At 60.3% G+C, this 17,794-nt stretch carries 11 protein-coding genes; 8 read left to right on the top strand and 3 right to left on the bottom strand.

The annotated features are described in order from the left end of the window. Positions 1-577: 577 nt before the first annotated feature. Both AC1D2Q_RS20750 and AC1D2Q_RS20755 read left to right on the top strand, forming a co-directional pair. Complete coding sequence (locus AC1D2Q_RS20750) at positions 578-1,645, top strand: WD40/YVTN/BNR-like repeat-containing protein (protein ID WP_477814388.1); 1,068 nt, start codon at positions 578-580, stop codon at positions 1,643-1,645. Between the two features lie 28 nt (positions 1,646-1,673). Further along, complete coding sequence (locus AC1D2Q_RS20755; protein WP_477814389.1) at positions 1,674-4,058, top strand: efflux RND transporter permease subunit; 2,385 nt, start codon at positions 1,674-1,676, stop codon at positions 4,056-4,058. Between the two features lie 63 nt (positions 4,059-4,121). Here the strand turns inward: AC1D2Q_RS20755 and AC1D2Q_RS20760 are convergent, their stop codons facing one another. The 3 genes from AC1D2Q_RS20760 to AC1D2Q_RS20770 all read right to left on the bottom strand — a co-directional run bounded on the left by AC1D2Q_RS20760 (position 4,122) and on the right by AC1D2Q_RS20770 (position 11,637). Continuing rightward, positions 4,122-8,837, bottom strand: coding sequence for a dermonecrotic toxin domain-containing protein (locus AC1D2Q_RS20760; RefSeq protein ID WP_477814390.1), 4,716 nt, complete (start codon positions 8,835-8,837; stop codon positions 4,122-4,124). A 143-nt stretch (positions 8,838-8,980) separates the two neighbouring features. After that, positions 8,981-9,700: a FadR/GntR family transcriptional regulator gene (locus AC1D2Q_RS20765; RefSeq protein WP_018926179.1), complete on the bottom strand. Its 720-nt coding sequence runs from the start codon at positions 9,698-9,700 to the stop codon at positions 8,981-8,983. A 200-nt stretch (positions 9,701-9,900) separates the two neighbouring features. Next, positions 9,901-11,637 (bottom strand): IlvD/Edd family dehydratase, encoded by a 1,737-nt coding sequence (locus AC1D2Q_RS20770; RefSeq protein WP_018926177.1) that lies wholly within the window; start codon positions 11,635-11,637, stop codon positions 9,901-9,903. A 193-nt stretch (positions 11,638-11,830) separates the two neighbouring features. On the opposite strand from AC1D2Q_RS20770, the gene AC1D2Q_RS20775 reads away from it, so the two are divergent. From AC1D2Q_RS20775 to AC1D2Q_RS20800, 6 genes are all read left to right on the top strand, one after another. Further along, positions 11,831-13,153, top strand: coding sequence for an MFS transporter (locus AC1D2Q_RS20775; protein ID WP_477814391.1), 1,323 nt, complete (start codon positions 11,831-11,833; stop codon positions 13,151-13,153). A gap of 43 nt (positions 13,154-13,196) precedes the next feature. After that, on the top strand, positions 13,197-14,189 hold the full coding sequence (araD1, locus tag AC1D2Q_RS20780; protein WP_096480100.1) for an AraD1 family protein: 993 nt from the start codon (positions 13,197-13,199) through the stop codon (positions 14,187-14,189). A gap of 10 nt (positions 14,190-14,199) precedes the next feature. Further along, positions 14,200-15,780 (top strand): aldehyde dehydrogenase (NADP(+)), encoded by a 1,581-nt coding sequence (locus AC1D2Q_RS20785; RefSeq protein ID WP_477814392.1) that lies wholly within the window; start codon positions 14,200-14,202, stop codon positions 15,778-15,780. Positions 15,781-15,978: 198 nt separating this feature from the next. Next, positions 15,979-16,275, top strand: coding sequence for a DUF5629 family protein (locus tag AC1D2Q_RS20790; RefSeq protein WP_477814393.1), 297 nt, complete (start codon positions 15,979-15,981; stop codon positions 16,273-16,275). Beyond that, positions 16,268-17,437 carry a lactonase family protein gene (locus AC1D2Q_RS20795; protein ID WP_477814402.1) on the top strand — a complete coding sequence of 390 codons (1,170 nt, stop codon included), beginning with the start codon at positions 16,268-16,270 and terminating at the stop codon, positions 17,435-17,437. Before AC1D2Q_RS20790 ends, AC1D2Q_RS20795 begins: the two co-directional genes overlap by 8 nt. A gap of 155 nt (positions 17,438-17,592) precedes the next feature. Further along, a complete protein-coding gene (locus AC1D2Q_RS20800) occupies positions 17,593-17,772 on the top strand; it encodes a hypothetical protein (protein ID WP_018926171.1) in 180 nt (59 codons plus the stop codon). Positions 17,773-17,794 lie beyond the last annotated feature (22 nt).

Genomic DNA, 17,794 nt, shown 5'->3' on the forward strand with positions numbered 1-17,794 from the left:
ACAGGGAAATGCGTCCGCTTGAGATCAGGCCGGCCGGTAGGCCGCCTTGTTTTTGATTTTGACGCACCGCCCCCTCGAGAGGCCGAGTGGAGGTTCTGCGCAGTGGGCAACCCGGCATGGATGCCGGGTTAGCCGCCCCCGGCCATGGATGGCCGATGGCGGCGGGCCCACGGAGCAGGACCGGAGCGAGGGCATGCCGAGCCTCGGCGAGGCACCGAACGAAAGGGGCAAAAGCGCTTTGGTTACTTTGGCGCCTTTCCAAAGTGACCCGCTGTAAGAGCGGAACCAATAGCCGCCATGACCACAGAAACGGATATGTACCCCAGACCCCAGACCCCAATCACCGCTCCAAATACCTCCTCATTCACCCACAACCCATACCCCTCAGGTTAACAAAAGATAACGCGGCGTCGATTGTCAGACCTTTCCAAACCCCGATAGGATAAGCCCGGCTTCCGAAGGGGCTCTGGATTGCGGGTTTCAGGACTATGCTCTGGAATAGGGAAGTCCCGGTGAGCACCCCCTTACGGCGCCCTGAAAGGTTGAATGACCTAACAATAATAATGGGGGAAGGTCTATGAGTGAGCCTGTCATGGGTGTGAGTATTTGCCGCCCGCCGGCGTTACGCAGGTTCGCGTTGCTGGCTACAGCGCTCTCGCTGCTGGGCTGTGCCGTGTTGTCGGCCCCTGTGCTGGCCGCTGCCGCGCCAGCCTCCGACGTGGTCTATTCCGTTGAATCCGCCAAGGCCAGCAAAGGCCTGATGCTCGATGTCGTGCATGCCGGCAAACGCCTGGTGGCGGTCGGCGATCGCGGACACATTCTTTATTCCGATGACCAGGGCGCGACCTGGACCCAGGCCAAGGTGCCGACCCGGCAACTGCTGACAGCGGTATTTTTTGTCGATGACAAGCACGGTTGGGCCGTCGGCCATGACGCGCAGATCCTCGCCAGCGAAGACGGCGGGGTCACCTGGACCAAACAATTCGAAGACCTGCGCCGCGAATCGCCGCTGCTCGACGTCTGGTTCAAGGACGTCRACAGCGGCTTTGCCGTCGGCGCCTACGGTGCCTTGCTGGAAACCACCGACGGTGGCAAAAACTGGGAAGATGTCAGCGATCGCCTGGACAACGAAGACCAGTACCACCTCAACGCCATTGCCGCGGTCAAGGACTCCGGCATTTTCATCGTCGGCGAGCAGGGCAGCATGTTCCGTTCCGCCGATGAGGGGCAGACCTGGGAAAAGCTTGAAGGCCCCTACGAGGGCTCGCTGTTCGGCGTGATCGGCACCGCGCAACCGGCCACGCTGCTGGTCTACGGCTTGCGGGGCAATCTCTACCGCTCCACGGATTTCGGCACCACCTGGGAACAGGTCGAACTCAAGGCTGCACGGGGTGCGCTGGAATTCGGCCTGTCCGGCGCCACGTTGCTCGACGACGGTTCCATCGTGATCGTCGGCAACGGCGGCAGCGTCATTCGCAGCAGCGACGACGGCGAAACCTTCAGCGTGTTCAACCGTCCCGATCGCATTTCCGTCTCGGCGGTCACGGCGGCGGGCAACGGTAATCTGATTCTGACCGGCCAGGGCGGCGTTCGCGTCACTTCGCCAACGGGCGCAGAGAATGGAAAAAACGGGTCGTCCAAATGAGCCGGGCAAATAATAAGAAGGCGGGTCTATGACATCCTTAAGCACTCCTCATCAGGACAAGGCGACGTTTCTTGAACGCCTGATCTTCAACAATCGCCCGGCGGTGATCGTCATCTGCCTGCTGGTCAGTATTTTCCTGTTCTGGCAGGCGACGCTGATCCGGCCGTCCACCAGCTTCGAAAAAATGATCCCGCTCGAGCATCCGTTCATTGAAAAAATGATGGAGCACCGCAACGATCTGGCGAACCTGGGCAACACTGTACGGATTTCCGTTGAAGCCACCGATGGCGACATCTTCTCCAAGGAGTACATGGAGACCCTGCGCCAGATCAACGACGAGGTGTTCTACATTTCCGGCGTCGACCGTTCCGGCCTCAAGTCGCTGTGGAGCCCGAGCGTACGCTGGACCGAGGTGACGGAGGAGGGCTTTGCCGGCGGTGAAGTGATTCCCCAGAGCTATAACGGCTCCCAGCAGAGCCTCGACCTGCTGCGCAACAACGTGCTCAAGTCCGGGCAAGTCGGGCGGCTGGTGGCCAACGACTTCAAGTCGAGCATCGTCGACATCCCGCTGCTGGAGTCCTACCCGGACCCGCAGGATCAGGGCAAGTTACTGGCGCTGGACTACCGCAAGTTCTCGCATGAACTTGAAGACAAGATCCGCAACAAGTTCGAAACCCAGAACCCTAACGTGAAGATCCACATTGTCGGGTTCGCCAAGAAAGTCGGCGACCTGATCGATGGGCTGGTCATGGTGGTGATGTTCTTCGGCGTCGCCTTCGTCATCACCCTGATCCTGCTGTACTGGTTCACCAACTGCATGCGCAGCACCGTGGCGGTACTGAGTACGACACTGGTGGCGGTGGTCTGGCAGCTCGGTTTGATGCACTTTTTTGGCTTCGGGCTGGATCCGTACTCGATGCTGGTACCGTTCCTGATCTTCGCCATCGGGATTTCCCACGGCGTGCAGAAAATCAACGGTATCGCCTTGCAATCCAGCGAGGCGGACAACGCACTGACTGCGGCGCGGCGTACATTCCGTCAGTTGTTTCTGCCGGGGATGATCGCGATTCTCGCGGACGCGGTGGGCTTTATCACGCTGTTGATCATCGACATCGGCGTGATTCGCGAACTGGCCATCGGCGCGTCCATCGGCGTGGCGGTGATCGTGTTCACCAACCTGATCCTGCTGCCGGTAGCGATTTCCTACGTCGGTATCAGCAAACGCGCCGTCGACCGCAGCAAGAAAGACGCGCACCGCGAGCATCCCTTCTGGCGCCTGCTGGCGAACTTTGCCAGCCCGAAAGTCGCACCGGTCTCCATTGCCCTGGCGCTGATCGCCTTCGGCGGTGGCCTCTGGTACAGCCAGAACCTGAAAATCGGCGACCTCGACCAGGGTGCGCCAGAACTGCGTCCAGACTCGCGTTACAACAAGGACAACAGCTTCATCATCAACAACTACTCCACCAGTTCCGACGTGCTGGTTGTAATGGTCAAGACCAAGCCCGAAGGTTGCTCGCGCTATGAAGCCATGGCACCGATCGACGAGCTGATGTGGAAGATGCAGAACACCGAGGGCGTGCAGTCGGCGATCTCGCTGGTGACCGTGTCCAAGCAAATGATCAAGGGCATGAACGAGGGCAACCTGAAATGGGAAACCCTGTCGCGTAACCCGGACGTGCTGAACAACTCCATCGCCCGTGCCGATGGTCTGTACAACAACAATTGCTCTTTGGCGCCGGTGCTGGTGTTCCTCAACGATCACAAGGCCGAAACCCTGGATCGCGCGGTTCATGCGGTGCAGGACTTCGCCAAGGACAACAACAAGGAAGGCCTGGAATTCCTCCTCGCCGCCGGTAACGCCGGGATCGAGGCCGCCACCAACGAAGTGATCAAGCGTTCCGAACTGACGATCCTGGTGCTGGTGTACATCTGCGTCGCGACCATGTGCATGATCACCTTCCGTTCCTGGGCGGCGACCTTGTGCATCGTGCTGCCGCTGGTGCTGACCTCGGTGCTCGGCAACGCACTGATGGCGTTCATGGGCATTGGCGTGAAAGTGGCGACCCTGCCGGTGGTGGCGCTGGGTGTGGGGATTGGCGTGGACTACGGCATCTACATCTACAGCCGTCTGGAAAGCTTCCTGCGTGCCGGTCTGCCGCTGCAAGAGGCGTACTACCAGACGCTGAAATCCACCGGCAAGGCCGTGTTGTTCACCGGCCTGTGTCTGGCGATCGGCGTGTGCACCTGGATCTTCTCGGCGATCAAGTTCCAGGCCGACATGGGCCTGATGTTGACCTTCATGCTGCTCTGGAACATGTTCGGCGCGTTGTGGCTGTTGCCAGCGCTGGCGCGGTTCCTGATCAAGCCAGAGAAACTGGCGGGGCAGAAGGGCAACTCGCTGTTTGCTCACTAGGCGTCAGCCTGACCCAAAAAGCCGCAACTCAGGTTGCGGCTTTTTTATGGGGGAGCGAATCACTCAGCGTGGTTGTAGCGTCAGGAATGCACTGTTGGCCAGTTCCTTGCTGATGATCCCGCGGTGGATATCGATTTTCTGTTTCGGATCTGTAGCCTTGGCCATCGCCGATTCGTAGGTTTCGAAGCGTTGTTCCCTGGTTTTCAGATGGGCCTGGGTATATTGCGTCTTGGCATCATCGAGGCGCCCATAGTGAAAATGCGCGTACCCCCAGGGTTGATCGTCTTTGTTCAACAGGACGTACTCCTGCATGAAGTCTTTACGTCCGGTTTTCAGTTGTACGCGATTGCCGATCATGCGTGGGTAAACCTCTTTGCACCGTAACAGATACTCCACACCCTCACTGCTGGGGGGCTGGGCCAGTGTCATGCGGATGCGCAGTTCCGATGCCTTGCTGTCGAGGGCTCGCGCGCTATCGCGTAGATCGCTGATTAACGAGGCATCTTGTTCCCGGTTTGGCGAGGGGGCCTCATGGTGTTCCAGGCCCTCGGCATACCCGGTCAGCTTTTGTGCTTCGCGTTGCAATTGCTCTTCAATTTCCTTGGGTGAGCTTGCGCGTTGCGCGTAACCCTCGATTTTCCTTACCTGCTTGTCGACATTGGCGATTGCCTTGCGGGCATCCCCTTTGAGCTGTGCGTAGGAGTGCGCGGAGGCCTTGGGTGCGGGTTGCCTGACCTCGATCATTTCTACCCAGACATTCGGCTCATGTTCATGGAACGAAGCCAGTGGTGCATCTTCGAGTGGACCGTTGATATCAACAATGTCTCCACCCTGGTTAGCCACGCGGGGGCGAATATCGCCGATCAGAGTGCCCTTGGCGGTTTTGATGACCCGCTTGCGACTGGCCCATGAAGAGGGGCGCTGGATCGGGGGCTTGCTGGCTCCGGGTGAAGACGGACCGGGCTCGGAGACCGAAGGTTGCGGGAGATTTTGAAGTTCGTCGGCCAGACGTCGCTCGGCATCGAGGCGCAGTTCACCGATGATCTCTCGCAGGCGATTGAAAGCCGCCGGCTGTAATTCTTCGGCGTTGAAGATACCGATACTTTCAAGCCCATCCAGTGCTTTGCGGTAGTGATCGACCAAGTTGTCCAGAACCGCGATCCGATCGCTGCTGTTATACGTGCGAGGCGTTTGCAGTTCGGAATGGGAGCGAGACAGCAACATCAGAGGATCGAGTGCGCGTTCGAGTGGGGCCATGGTGGCGCTACCCAGTTCCTTCAGGCTGAGAATACGCAAGATGTTCAGTTGGTAGGATTTGACTCGCAAGGCGGTCAATTCATTATCGGAGCGATTGTCGGTCAACCGTTTCCAGTCCTCGAAACCCAAGCGAGACAGGTGTTTAAGTTCCGCAAGTCGGCTCTCTGCTTCTTCGTAGAACCTGATCATGGTTTCGTTGACTTCTGAGGTCCTGCGCATGAATTCGAAGTATCGATCCAGCACGACGTTGCCCTTGTCCTTGATTGCTTCGCGCAAGTGTTCGATACCGCGGGTCAAGTCCGCGTAAGTTCGATTGGTGGCTTCCCGTTCCCGGTCGGCGATGACAACACGTTTGCGCGCGTTGTTGATGAGATTCTCCAGCAGGYTGCGCTGCAGGTCTGGATCGGGATCAGTTTTGCTCAGAGCGCTTTTTTCGCGGATTTCGGCAAGCGCCGTGACATAGGTTTCGCTCTGTTTGTCCAGCTCGTCCGCGAACCGTTGGCGAAAAGTGGCGCGATCCTGCTCGCTGCTGGCGGGGTCGTTTGTTTTCAGCTCCATCAGCTTTTCCGCGATATCAACGCGTTTTTGCACCTGCGTCTGTTGCTGCAAAAATTCCTGGTGGTTCAGTTCCAGCAGGCTGATGCGTTGCTGTTTGCTCTCGCGCAGGGCATCCCGCCTGGCGTTACGTCCTCCGCCGAGCAGTTTCAGCCCTTGATCCAGCGTCCACCGGCCATACCCATCGGTTTTGAGCTTGATTCCCGGATGGTCGGGATGCTCGGGATGCACCAGGTAGACCTCACCGAAACCGGGCACGACACTCACGCGAAACAGCAGGCCGGCGACCGTGGCGTGCCATTTGTTGTCGATCTGGTACAAACCCTTGAAGGGACCGGTTGCAACAGGCTCTGGCAGGGACTCCGGCCATGCAACCTTGACCGCCAGCAGCTTGTTGAACAGCCGCGCCGAGGTCGAGTCCCGAGCGGTCGACAGGTTGAAATCCAGCAACGTATTGCCACTGCCCGGCGGTTCGGAGGGCAGTCCGGGTGTTTCTTGAGTGATGGTTGTTTCGGGATTCAGCAAGTCCAGTGGCAATGGACGACGCAGCGGATCGAGGGTCACCGGAGCGTCTTCGCCCATGCGCTCCGGCGCCAGTGCAGGTCGTTCACCTTGAGTTCGTGCGACATGCAAAAGGAGCAGGCCGATGTTCAAGAGCACATCGATCCAGGCCAGATTTCGGGTAGTTGGGTCATCACTGTCCAGAGCGGGCAGGTCGTTGATCAGGCTGTGGGTGATTTGCAGCATCCAGCCCACCAGCATCGCCGGGCCGCGCAACAGTGGCAGTACCAGGTTGTTAAAGACCAGCCAGCCGCCCTCAAGGATGATCGCCCAACGACTTTCGGCATTGGACACCGATTGCCTGTCAGCCAGATCGGCCAGCGCCCGGGCGTTGCTGGCGAACAGGCTGGCCGGCAATCGACCTTCCTCCACTGCACTGAGCCACTGGGGCGCAGCTTCGTCGCCTGCCAGAATCGCCGGTTTCGGCTTGTCGGGCGGTGAGAACTCGTCGCCGATGTGAAAGTGGTTGATATGCGGTTCGTTGAAACCGTTGTTGTCGTAAACCGGACGTGCGCGGTCCGGGAGCCAGGTCAGCACGCTGGTTTGCAGCGCGCCCTGTTGCGCGATCGCTTTGAGCAAGTCGCTGCGTGCGGCGTATTGCTGCAGTGATGGGGTGTACAACGGGCGATACAGGATATGTGGACCACTGGCCTGCAAGTCTTTGGGCTCGATGATGAACATGTTGGCGGCCACATCACAGTCGGCGCCGTCCTTGCGTTGGAACGCCAGGGGCCGGATGACCACGGACTGTTCATCGACGACCCGTTCGGCGGCGGTGCGATTCATCAACGCATCGACATAGCGATACCCCAGATGGGTGAACCCGTACTCACCCTTGATCGAATGCTCGAGGGCCAGCAGGGGGAGATGAACCGACAGTTCCAGCGCGAATAATCGTTCCCGCTCCCGTGCGTCGTTGGTCTCGCCGAGCAGCAAGGTTTCGATCAGTTCGGGATAGTGTTTGCCGACATTGACCCGGCTCACCAGGTCCAGCAGATAGGCGTCGGTAGTCCACTCCTGAATCAGTTGATCTCCGGTGTGGCGGACAGTCATGCGGCCCTTGGGTTTTGCGGCGAGATTTTTGATCGCAAGCTCAGTCAGGGTCATTTTGACGGTTTCGATGTAGCCGCTGCCGAGGTCACCGACGGGTACATGAAAGGTCAGTTCCAGCTCGTCGGAGTTGTAACCGGGCGCCAACGGATAATCTTCCTGCATCTGCTTGTGCAAGGCTTTTCGGGCAAACGTACGAAGGTCGTCGATGCCATCGTTGAAGGTGCGCCCCTGGGTCTGTTGCTTGACGCTGGCCATGGCCAGGACGTGCTTGCGATAGGCCATGCGGTCAGTGGGTGTCGCCGCTTGCAACCACCTGGGAATCGATGCCTGTATCGGTTGAAAAACGGCATCGTCCGGTTGGCTGTCGATGAACAACGTGGCGACTTCGGTGATCGCGTCAACGTGTTTCGCCAACTCGCCCAGGCCCTGGCTGGCGGGCAATTTGAGCGCAGCCAGATCTTCCAGTTGCCGGTTCAGGAGCAGGGCAGCCTGAATGTCAAAGATGTTGCCGTCCGGCTCAAACCGCTTCCAGGTGATGACATCGGCTTTGTATGCCTGTTGAAACCGTGCGCCCCAAGCCAGGCCGAAAGCTTCCAGGGAAGAGAAGGGCTCGATTTTTCCGGTCACGCTGCACAACAAATGGGTTTCACCACAAGTCACCAGGAGCTCGGAGGCCAGCAGCGTAATCGACACGTCACCTTTGGTCAGGGTGGTTTGCAGAGTGCAGGCTTGTATTGGGCCTTTTGACCGGGGCTGCTGGAGACGCTGCAGGTTGTCCGGGTGGCTGGCCAGCTCCGCGAGAATCCCGGCCTGCACCGGGTTGCTTTTCGACAGACGGGTCGCGGATGTCTGCAGGACACCGGCCAGCAAGTTTCCCAGCCATTGCCAGCGGCTGACGCCGGTCTCGTCCTTCTGGTTCCAGTAAAGGGTCAGCGATTCCTGAAGCCCGATATGCAGCAAGTCGGGCAGCTCAAGGATGACCCCCGCAATCACCTGGAGATCAGGCAGGCGTGATGTGGTTTTGCCGACAGTCAGTTGCGCGGGCGCACGGTTGGTCAGAAAGCAGGCACGACCGAACCGCTCGCTGAAATCGACAGGTGTGCCGCTGGCCAGATAATCCAGTACCAGGTCCAGCAGCAACGTGAGGCGCCAGGCCCCGTTGGGAATCGGCTGCGCGATTTTGGTTCGCTCAGGGTCGAAGTCCAGTTGCGGGTATTTTTCCAGTACGCCGTCCTTGAGCAGGCGAGCGGTTTCCGAGCGCAGGGTGGGGCGGGAGCTGAAGCGGGCGCTGACGGCGTGCGCGATGATATCGGTCATGTCCGCCGTGGCAGGGGGGGATGCAGGTATCGGCATGATGCAATCCTTTGCATGGGTTGAGTTACGCAAAGTAAGGCGAAGCCGCAATGGATGTGCGGTAACGGGATACCGCACATCCGGCAATTCGATGATCTAAGTGATGGCTACGTGGCGGCAATGAGCCAGGGGAATTGTGGTGGTTATGCGGGATCGGTGCCGAGCACCACATTCAGGGCATTACGCGCATCGTCCAGTTGCACCAACGTCGCATGCCGCGCACCCAGCGCATCGCGATTCTCGATGGCCGTGAGAATCGCCTTATGCCGAGGCAGCGCCAGTTCATGCAGGTTCGGCCGTTGGTTGGAGTGCTTCAAGGCTTCGGCAATCGCCACCGACAGCATGTTGCACAGGTTCGCCAGCAAGTCGTTGTGGGTTGCGTCGGCGATGCGGCTGTGGAAATCCAGGTCCGGCTGCAACAAGGCTTCAGGCGTCGGCGCCGACTCCATGCGTTGGTAGGCTTCACCGATGGAGGCGATGTCTGCGTCGGTGGCGAATTGCGCGGCCAGCGCGGCGGCGGCCGGTTCGATGATGCTGCGCACGCTGGTCAGCAGGCTGAAAAACTCATTCTGTGGGCTGCTTTGCATCAGCCAGTGCAACACGTCCGGGTCGAGCATGTGCCATTCCCGGCGCGGCTTGACCACGGTGCCGACCCGCGGTCGGGAATACACCAGCCCCTTGGCGACCAGCACTCGGGTCGCTTCGCGCAGGACAGGCCGGCTGACCGCGTATTCCTCGCACAACAGGGCTTCGGCGGGCAGTTTGTCGTCCGGTTTGAAGCGTCCCGAGACAATCTGCATGCCCAGTTCCTGGACGATGCGCGAGTGCATGCTTTTGCGGTCGGAGGGTTTGCGGTAATCCATGGGGAACGGCGCGGTCCTGTGCGATGGGGTGCTGCGCATGATAGCAGGCGCGAGTGGTAGGCGATCCAGCCCTTTGATGATCGTTCCCACGCTCTGCGTGGGAATACAGACCGTGACGCTCCGCGTCACTTTCCGTGCGGGGACGCGGAGCGTCCCTTGAGGCATTCCCACGCGGAGCGTGGGAACGATCGGCGGAAGGGTCAGTGAGAGTGACGCGGCACCTCGGCTCCACGACAACCGACGAGGAAGTCGAAGTCGCAGCCCTGATCCGCCTGCAACACATGGTCGATGTACAGCTGGCGATAGCCGCCCACCAGCAACTGTTGTGGCGGTTGCAGATCGGCCATGCGTGCGGCCAGTTCAGCATCCGGAATGTCCAGATGCAAACGTCCACTGGCGCAATCGAGCTCGATCCAGTCGCCTTCCTTCACTGCCGCCAAAGGACCGCCGGCGGCGGCTTCCGGTGCCACATGCAAGACCACAGTGCCGTACGCCGTGCCGCTCATGCGTGCATCGGAAATTCGCACCATATCCGTCACACCCTGGGCCAGCAGCTTGGCCGGCAAGCCCATGTTGCCGACTTCGGCCATGCCGGGATAACCCTTCGGGCCGCAGTTTTTCATCACCAGAATCGAGTTGGCGTCCACGTCCAGTTCCGGATCGTTGATCCGCGCCTTGTACATGTCGAAATTCTCGAATACCACCGCGCGCCCGCGATGTTGCATCAGCTCGGCACTCGCCGCAGAGGGCTTGAGCACCGCACCCAATGGCGCCAGATTGCCGCGCAACACGCAGATGCCGCCGTCGGCGCGGATCGGGTTGTCGAGGGTGCGGATCACTTCATCCTGGCCATAGATCGGCGCGTCCTTGGTGTTTTCGCCGAGGGTTTTGCCGTTGACGGTGAGGGCGTTCGGGTTCGGAATCAGGTTGGCTTCACCCAGGCGACGCAGCACCGCAGGCAAGCCACCGGCGTAGTAGAACTCTTCCATCAGGAAGCGCCCGGACGGTTGCAGGTCGACAATGGTCGGCATGCCGCGACCGATGCGGGTCCAGTCATCCAGGTCCAGTTCGACACCGATGCGTCCGGCGATGGCTTTCAGGTGGATCACCGCGTTGGTCGAACCGCCGATGGCAGCGTTCACCCGGATGGCGTTTTCGAAGGCTTCCTTGGTGAGGATTTTCGACAGCTTCAAATCTTCGCGAACCATCTCCACCGCACGCATACCGGACATGTGCGCCAACACATAACGGCGCGCATCGACTGCTGGAATCGCCGCGTTATGGGGCAGGGAAGTGCCCAGTGCTTCGGCCATGCAAGCCATGGTCGAGGCGGTGCCCATGGTGTTGCAGGTACCGGCGGAACGGGACATGCCTCCCTCGGCCGCGAGGAAATCATCAAGGGTGATGGTGCCAGCCTTGACCTGTTCGCTGAGCTGCCACACCACGGTGCCCGAACCGATGTCCTGGCCCTTGTGCTTGCCATTGAGCATCGGCCCGCCGGTGACGACGATCGCCGGTACGTCGCAACTGGCCGCGCCCATCAGCAGCGCCGGAGTGGTTTTGTCGCAACCGGTGAGCAGTACCACGCCATCGATAGGGTTGCCGCGAATGGCTTCCTCGACATCCATGCTCGCCAGGTTACGGGTGAGCATGGCGGTGGGGCGCAGGTTCGATTCGCCGTTGGAGAACACCGGGAATTCCACAGGAAAGCCACCGGCTTCGATCACCCCGCGTTTGACGTGCTCCGCGATCTGGCGGAAATGCGCGTTGCACGGGGTCAGTTCCGACCAGGTGTTGCAAATGCCGATGATCGGCTTGCCGTGGAACTGATGGTCGGCGATGCCCTGATTCTTCATCCAGCTGCGGTACATGAAGCCGTTCTTGTCGGCAGTGCCAAACCATTGGGCGGAGCGCAGGGTGGGTTTTTTATCAGTCATGATCGGTTCTCTTATTGTATGACTATATTGTTCGAGCTGTGGCGTAACATAAGCGCAATTTCGGCTGTTTGGAAGTGTTGTTGGTTAAATAGTAATACTATATAGTCGTTTTCAACGGAGGGACGGCCCTGATGGTTTTCCGCGAGAGGCGTCCCCCGAGGTTCTATAACAACAACAATCGGAGACCGAACTCATGAGCCAGGAATTGCGGCTTATCCGTCGCATCACGTTGAAACTGATTCCCTTCCTGATCCTGCTGTACCTGATCGCCTATGTGGATCGCTCCGCCGTGGGGTTCGCCAAGCTGCACATGGGCGCCGACGTCGGCATCGGTGATGCGGCTTACGGATTTGGCGCCGGGCTTTTCTTCATTGGCTACTTTCTGCTGGAGATCCCCAGCAACCTGATGCTCGACCGCTTCGGCGCCCGACGCTGGTTCGCGCGGATCATGGTCACCTGGGGCGCCATCACCATCGGCATGGCGTTCGTCCAGGGCCCGAACAGCTTCTATGTGATGCGTTTTCTGCTCGGCGCGGCCGAAGCCGGGTTCTTTCCGGGCGTGCTGTACTACATCACCCAATGGTTCCCGATTCGCCATCGCGGCAAGATTCTCGGGCTGTTCATCCTTTCCCAACCCATCGCCATGATGATCACCGGCCCGGTGTCCGGCGGCTTGCTCGGCATGGACGGCGTCCTTGGCCTGCACGGCTGGCAGTGGCTGTTCATCGTCATCGGTACGCCAGCGATCCTGCTGACCTGGCCCGTGCTGCGCTACTTGCCGGACGGCCCGGACCAAGTGAAATGGCTGGATCAATCCGAGAAAGACTGGCTGACCGGGGAACTGAAAAAAGACCTCGCCGAGTATGGCCAGACCTGCCACGGCAATCCGTTGCATGCACTGAAGGACAAACGGGTGTTGCTGCTGGCGCTGTTCTATCTGCCGGTGACCTTGAGCATCTATGGCCTCGGTTTGTGGCTGCCGACGCTGATCAAGCAGTTCGGTGGCACGGACCTGGTGACCGGGTTCGTGTCATCGGTGCCGTACATCTTCGGAATCATCGGTTTACTGATCATTCCGCGCAGTTCCGACCGCCTGAATGATCGCTACGGTCATCTGGCGGTGCTGTATGTGTTGGGTGCCATCGGCCTGTTCCTCAGCGCCTGGCTGTCGGTGCCGGTGCTGCAACTGGCGGCGCTGTGCCTGGTGGCGTTCGCGCTGTTTTCCTGCACGGCAGTGTTCTGGACCTTGCCGGGGCGCTTCTTCGCCGGCGCCAGTGCGGYGGCGGGCATCGCGTTGATCAATTCGGTGGGCAACCTCGGCGGCTATATCGGGCCGTTCGTGATCGGTGCGCTGAAGGAGTACACCGGCAACCTGGCGTCGGGGCTGTATTTCCTGTCCTGCGTGATGGTGTTCGGCCTGGTCCTGACCGGCGTGGTGTATCGCCTGCTCGAACGCAAGCACGTGCTGCCGGCCGACCAGTTCGCGGCAAGTGCCCGCGGTGCTACCCGTACCTGACGCGAGATTGGCCAACAAGTTCTGCATTAACAGGAGAAGGTTCATGCGTTTAGTTCAGTTCGAATTGAGTAATGGCGAACGCCGCGTCGGCGTGGTCGAAGACGGTCTGGTGCGTGAAGTGCAGGATGCGCATACGGTGCGGGATCTGGCGCTGGCGGCGATCGAGGCGGGCACCAGTCTTGAGCGACAGGTTCAAACCCTGGGGCTGGGCATCAGCCACAACTATGCCGAGCTGCTGGCCAAACTGCGCATCCTGCCGCCGCTGGATCACCCGGACCCGGCGCATATGCTGGTCAGCGGCACCGGCCTGACCCATTTGGGCAGCGCCTCGGCTCGGGACAAAATGCATCAGCAGGCCGGCGATGAAGCGGCGATGACCGACACCATGCGCATCTTCAAGTGGGGCGTGGAGGGCGGTAAACCTGCAGCCGGCCAGGCCGGTGTACAACCGGAGTGGTTCTACAAGGGCGACGGCAGCATCGTCGTGCGACCGGGCAAGCCTTTCCCGCTACCGCCCTTTGCTGAAGATGCCGGGGAAGAGCCCGAGCTCAGCGGCCTCTATGTCATCGGCCACGACGGCAAACCGTATCGCCTCGGTTTTGCGGTGGGTAACGAGTTCTCCGATCACGTGATGGAACGCAAGAATTACCTTTACCTGGCCCATTCGAAACTGCGCAGTTGCAGTTATGGCCCGGAGCTTCGGGTCGGCGAATTGCCGCAACACCTGGCAGGCACCAGTCGCATCCTGCGCGACGGCGAAGTGCTGTGGCAGAACGAATTCCTCAGTGGCGAAGCCAACATGTGCCACAGCCTGGAAAACCTTGAATACCACCATTTCAAGTACAGCCAGTTCCTGCGCCCCGGCGATGTGCACATCCACTTCTTCGGCACCGCGACCCTGTCCTTCGCCGATGGCATCCGTACCCGGCCGGGCGATGTGTTCGAGATCAGCCAGGCCGAGTTCGGCGCACCCTTGATCAACGGCATCGCTCCGGTTGAAGCAGCGTTCGAACCCGGCACCGTCGGCACACTTTAAGGAGACACCCATGACCCGGATTCTTGGTCACAACTACATTGGGGGCGAGCGCAGCGCTGCCGGCACCGTCAAACTGCAGAGCGTCGATGCCAGCACTGGCGAGGCCTTGCCCCACGATTTCTACCAGGCCACCGCTGCAGAAGTCGACGCCGCCGCGAAGGCTGCCGCCGCCGCTTACCCGGCCTATCGCAGCCTGAGCGCCGAGCGCCGTGCGCAATTTCTGGACACGATTGCCGATGAACTGGATGCCCTGGGCGATGAGTTCGTGGCCGTGGTCTGCCGCGAAACCGCGTTGCCGGCGGCGCGGATTCAAGGTGAGCGTGGGCGCACCAGCGGCCAGATGCGTCTGTTCGCCAAGGTGCTGCGGCGTGGTGATTTCTATGGCGCGCGGATCGATCTGGCGCTGCCGGAACGCCAGCCACTGCCGCGTCCGGACCTGCGTCAGTACCGCATTGGCCTGGGGCCGGTGGCGGTGTTTGGCGCGAGTAACTTTCCGTTGGCGTTTTCCACGGCGGGTGGCGACACCGCTTCGGCCTTGGCCGCCGGCTGCCCGGTGGTGTTCAAGGCCCACAGCGGCCACATGGCAACCGCAGAATGGGTGGCCGACGCGGTGATCCGCGCCGCCGAAAAAACCGCCATGCCGGCCGGTGTGTTCAACATGATCTACGGCGGTGGAGTAGGGGAAGCACTGGTCAAGCACCCGGCGATTCAGGCGGTCGGTTTTACCGGTTCACTGAAAGGTGGCCGGGCGCTGTGCGACATGGCCGCGGCGCGGGCGCAGCCAATTCCGGTGTTCGCCGAGATGTCGAGCATCAACCCGGTGATCGTGTTACCGCAGGCGCTGGAAACTCGTGCTGAAAGCATCGCCCGTGATCTCACGGCTTCGGTGGTGCAGGGCTGCGGGCAGTTCTGTACCAATCCGGGTCTGGTGATCGGCATTCGTTCGCCGCAGTTCAGTGCGTTCTTGCAGCAGGTGGCCGGGCTGATCGGCGATCAGCCGGCGCAAACCATGCTCAACGCCGGCACCTTGAGCAGCTATGGCAAAGGCCTGCACAAGCTTCTCATCCATCCGCAGATCGAGCACTTGGCTGGCAACCCGCAACAGGGCAATCAGGCGCAGCCGCAGCTGTTCAAGGCGGATGTGAGCCTGTTGCTCGATGGCGATGAAGTGCTGCAAGAGGAAGTGTTCGGCCCGACCACGGTGTTCGTCGAAGTGGCGGATCAGGCGCAACTCAGTGCCGCGCTGAACGGCCTGCACGGGCAACTGACGGCAACGATTATCGGTGAGCCGGCGGACTTCGAACGCTTCGGCGAGCTGACGCCATTGTTGGAGCAGAAGGTCGGGCGGATCTTGCTCAACGGTTATCCGACGGGGGTGGAAGTCTGCGATTCGATGGTCCATGGCGGGCCGTATCCAGCGACTTCCGATGCGCGCGGCACTTCGGTGGGTACCCTGGCCATCGACCGTTTCCTGCGCCCGGTGTGCTTCCAGAACTACCCCGATAGCCTGCTGCCGGACGCGTTGAAGAATGGCAATCCGTTGCGCATCCAGCGCCTGGTCGATGGCAAACCATCGCGTGATGCTCTCTAGCCGCCCACAACTGATTGGCTCGGTCCGCTGTAACTGATCGTTCCCACGCTCTGCGTGGGAATGCAGCCCGTGACGCTCCGCGTCACATCAACAGCCGAACGCAGAGCGTCCGTTGAGGCATTCCCACGCCGAGCGTGGGAACGATCATTGCGGTGTGATGAGCTATCATTGCCCTTTCCCATTCAAAGATTGACTGCCATGACTGCTGGAAACGACACCTTGCTCAACGCCCTCGAACATTGCGACATGCTGGAGATCGACGGGCTGCACGCTTTCGACTTCTCTCTCGATGAAGACGACAACCTGCACATCGAATGCATGGACGGGCGGGCGCTCAAGCGCTGGGAGTTCAGCATGGCGCAGATCAAGGCTGCGACTTTCGATCCCGATTTGAAGAGCTGGATCATCACCGGTGATTCCGGTGAACACCGGCTGGTGCCCATGGAAGCGTTTGGCGGTCAGGATGACGAGGACGAAACGAATGAGGATGCGTAACTTCTGGTCACTGTTGATCGCCGGCAGCGTCGGCGCGATGGGCGTGCAGGCAGCGCCGGTCGACAGCTACGAGTTGTTGGTGGGGTCGTACACCGCCGGCCAGAGCCAGGGGATTTATCGCCTGAACTTCGACAGCCGCACCGGGCAGATCGATGCCAAGCCGCTGCAAGTGGTGAAGAGCGCCAACCCGTCCTGGCTGACCGTGTCCAAGGATCAACGTCGCTTGTTCGCGGTCAACGAAAACGGCCCGGGGCAGGCCGATCCGGTAGGGCGCGTCAGCAGCTATGCAATCGATCCGAAAACCCATGAGCTGAGCCTGATCAACCAGGTGCAAACCCTGGGCAACGAGCCGACCCATTCGGGCATCAGCGGCGATGCCAGCCATCTGTTTGTCAGCAACTACTCGGTGGCCGAGGACCCGGGTGGCACCCTGGCGGTACTGCCGGTGGGCGCCGATGGCACGCTCAAACCGGTGGTGCAGATGAGCAGTCATCCGGCCAGTCGGGTCAACCCCGAGCGGCAGATGTCGGCGCACGTGCATTCGGTGGTTTCTTCGCCGGATGGTCACTATGTGTTTTCCAACGACCTGGGGGCGGACAAGATCTTTGTCTATCGCTTCGATCCCAAGGCCAATCCGGAACGGCCGTTGACCGCCGCCAAACCGGCCTCCGTCCAGTTGCCACCCGGCAGTGGGCCGCGACATTTGCTGTTCAGCGCTGATGGCAAGCACGCCTGGCTGACCCTGGAAATGAGCGCGCAGGTGGCGGTGTTCGACCATCAGGACGGCAAACTCGAGCAAACGCAGTTGGTCGATCTGGCGGCGGGGCTGCCCACATCGGGCAAGGCCGCCGCTGCGCTTCACGCCTCGGCCGATGGCAAGTTCCTTTACGTCACCAACCGTGGCACGGCCAATCAGTTGCTGGTGTTCGCCATCGACCCGGCAACCGGCCACCTCAAGGAGCTTCAGCGTCGCTCGGTGGACGGCGATCACCCGCGCGAGTTCAGTCTCGACCCGAGTGGCAAGTTCGTGCTGATTGCCAACCAGAAGAGCAACCAGATTGTCGTCGTCGAGCGCGACGCCAAGACCGGTCTGTTGGGCAAAACCGTGCAAAAACTGCCGATGGATGCCCCGAGCGATCTTAAGTTCCTGCTGCGTCAATAGGCCGCAGGCCCCGGTTGATGGGGCCTGCAACCTTCTATTAATGAGACTGATATCGGCTAATGCTACAAAGCATTTCAAGGCGCCGACCCTCGGGAGTTAAGTTTGCTTCACGGCCCAACCGGGCAAGCAAGCCAACTGAATCGAGGAATACCGCCATGAACTTCAATCTCTTCTCTGTCATCGCCGCTTCCGCTATTTCCGCCACTGTCGCTCTGCCTGCCAGCGCCAACGTTGAAATCAGCGACAAAAAATCCCACACCCAAAGCTACACCCAGAAATACCTGCAACAGAGCGCCAACTTCTACGCTGCGCTGGATCACAAAAACCAACACTGAAATGTCAGCCCTGCACCTTTTA

Source organism: Pseudomonas sp. P1_A1 (genome assembly GCF_056406935.1).

What these genes read in the sequence shown, in the direction of transcription:
- araD1 (WP_096480100.1), top strand. Translation starts at nt 13,197, where the DNA reads ATGCGTTTAGTTCAGTTCGAATTGAGTAATGGCGAACGCCGCGTCGGC.
- AC1D2Q_RS20795 (WP_477814402.1), top strand. Translation starts at nt 16,268, where the DNA reads ATGCGTAACTTCTGGTCACTGTTGATCGCCGGCAGCGTCGGCGCGATG.
- AC1D2Q_RS20755 (WP_477814389.1), top strand. Translation starts at nt 1,674, where the DNA reads ATGACATCCTTAAGCACTCCTCATCAGGACAAGGCGACGTTTCTTGAA.
- AC1D2Q_RS20765 (WP_018926179.1), bottom strand. Translation starts at nt 9,700, where the DNA reads ATGGATTACCGCAAACCCTCCGACCGCAAAAGCATGCACTCGCGCATC.
- AC1D2Q_RS20785 (WP_477814392.1), top strand. Translation starts at nt 14,200, where the DNA reads ATGACCCGGATTCTTGGTCACAACTACATTGGGGGCGAGCGCAGCGCT.
- AC1D2Q_RS20790 (WP_477814393.1), top strand. Translation starts at nt 15,979, where the DNA reads ATGACTGCTGGAAACGACACCTTGCTCAACGCCCTCGAACATTGCGAC.
- AC1D2Q_RS20800 (WP_018926171.1), top strand. Translation starts at nt 17,593, where the DNA reads ATGAACTTCAATCTCTTCTCTGTCATCGCCGCTTCCGCTATTTCCGCC.
- AC1D2Q_RS20770 (WP_018926177.1), bottom strand. Translation starts at nt 11,637, where the DNA reads ATGACTGATAAAAAACCCACCCTGCGCTCCGCCCAATGGTTTGGCACT.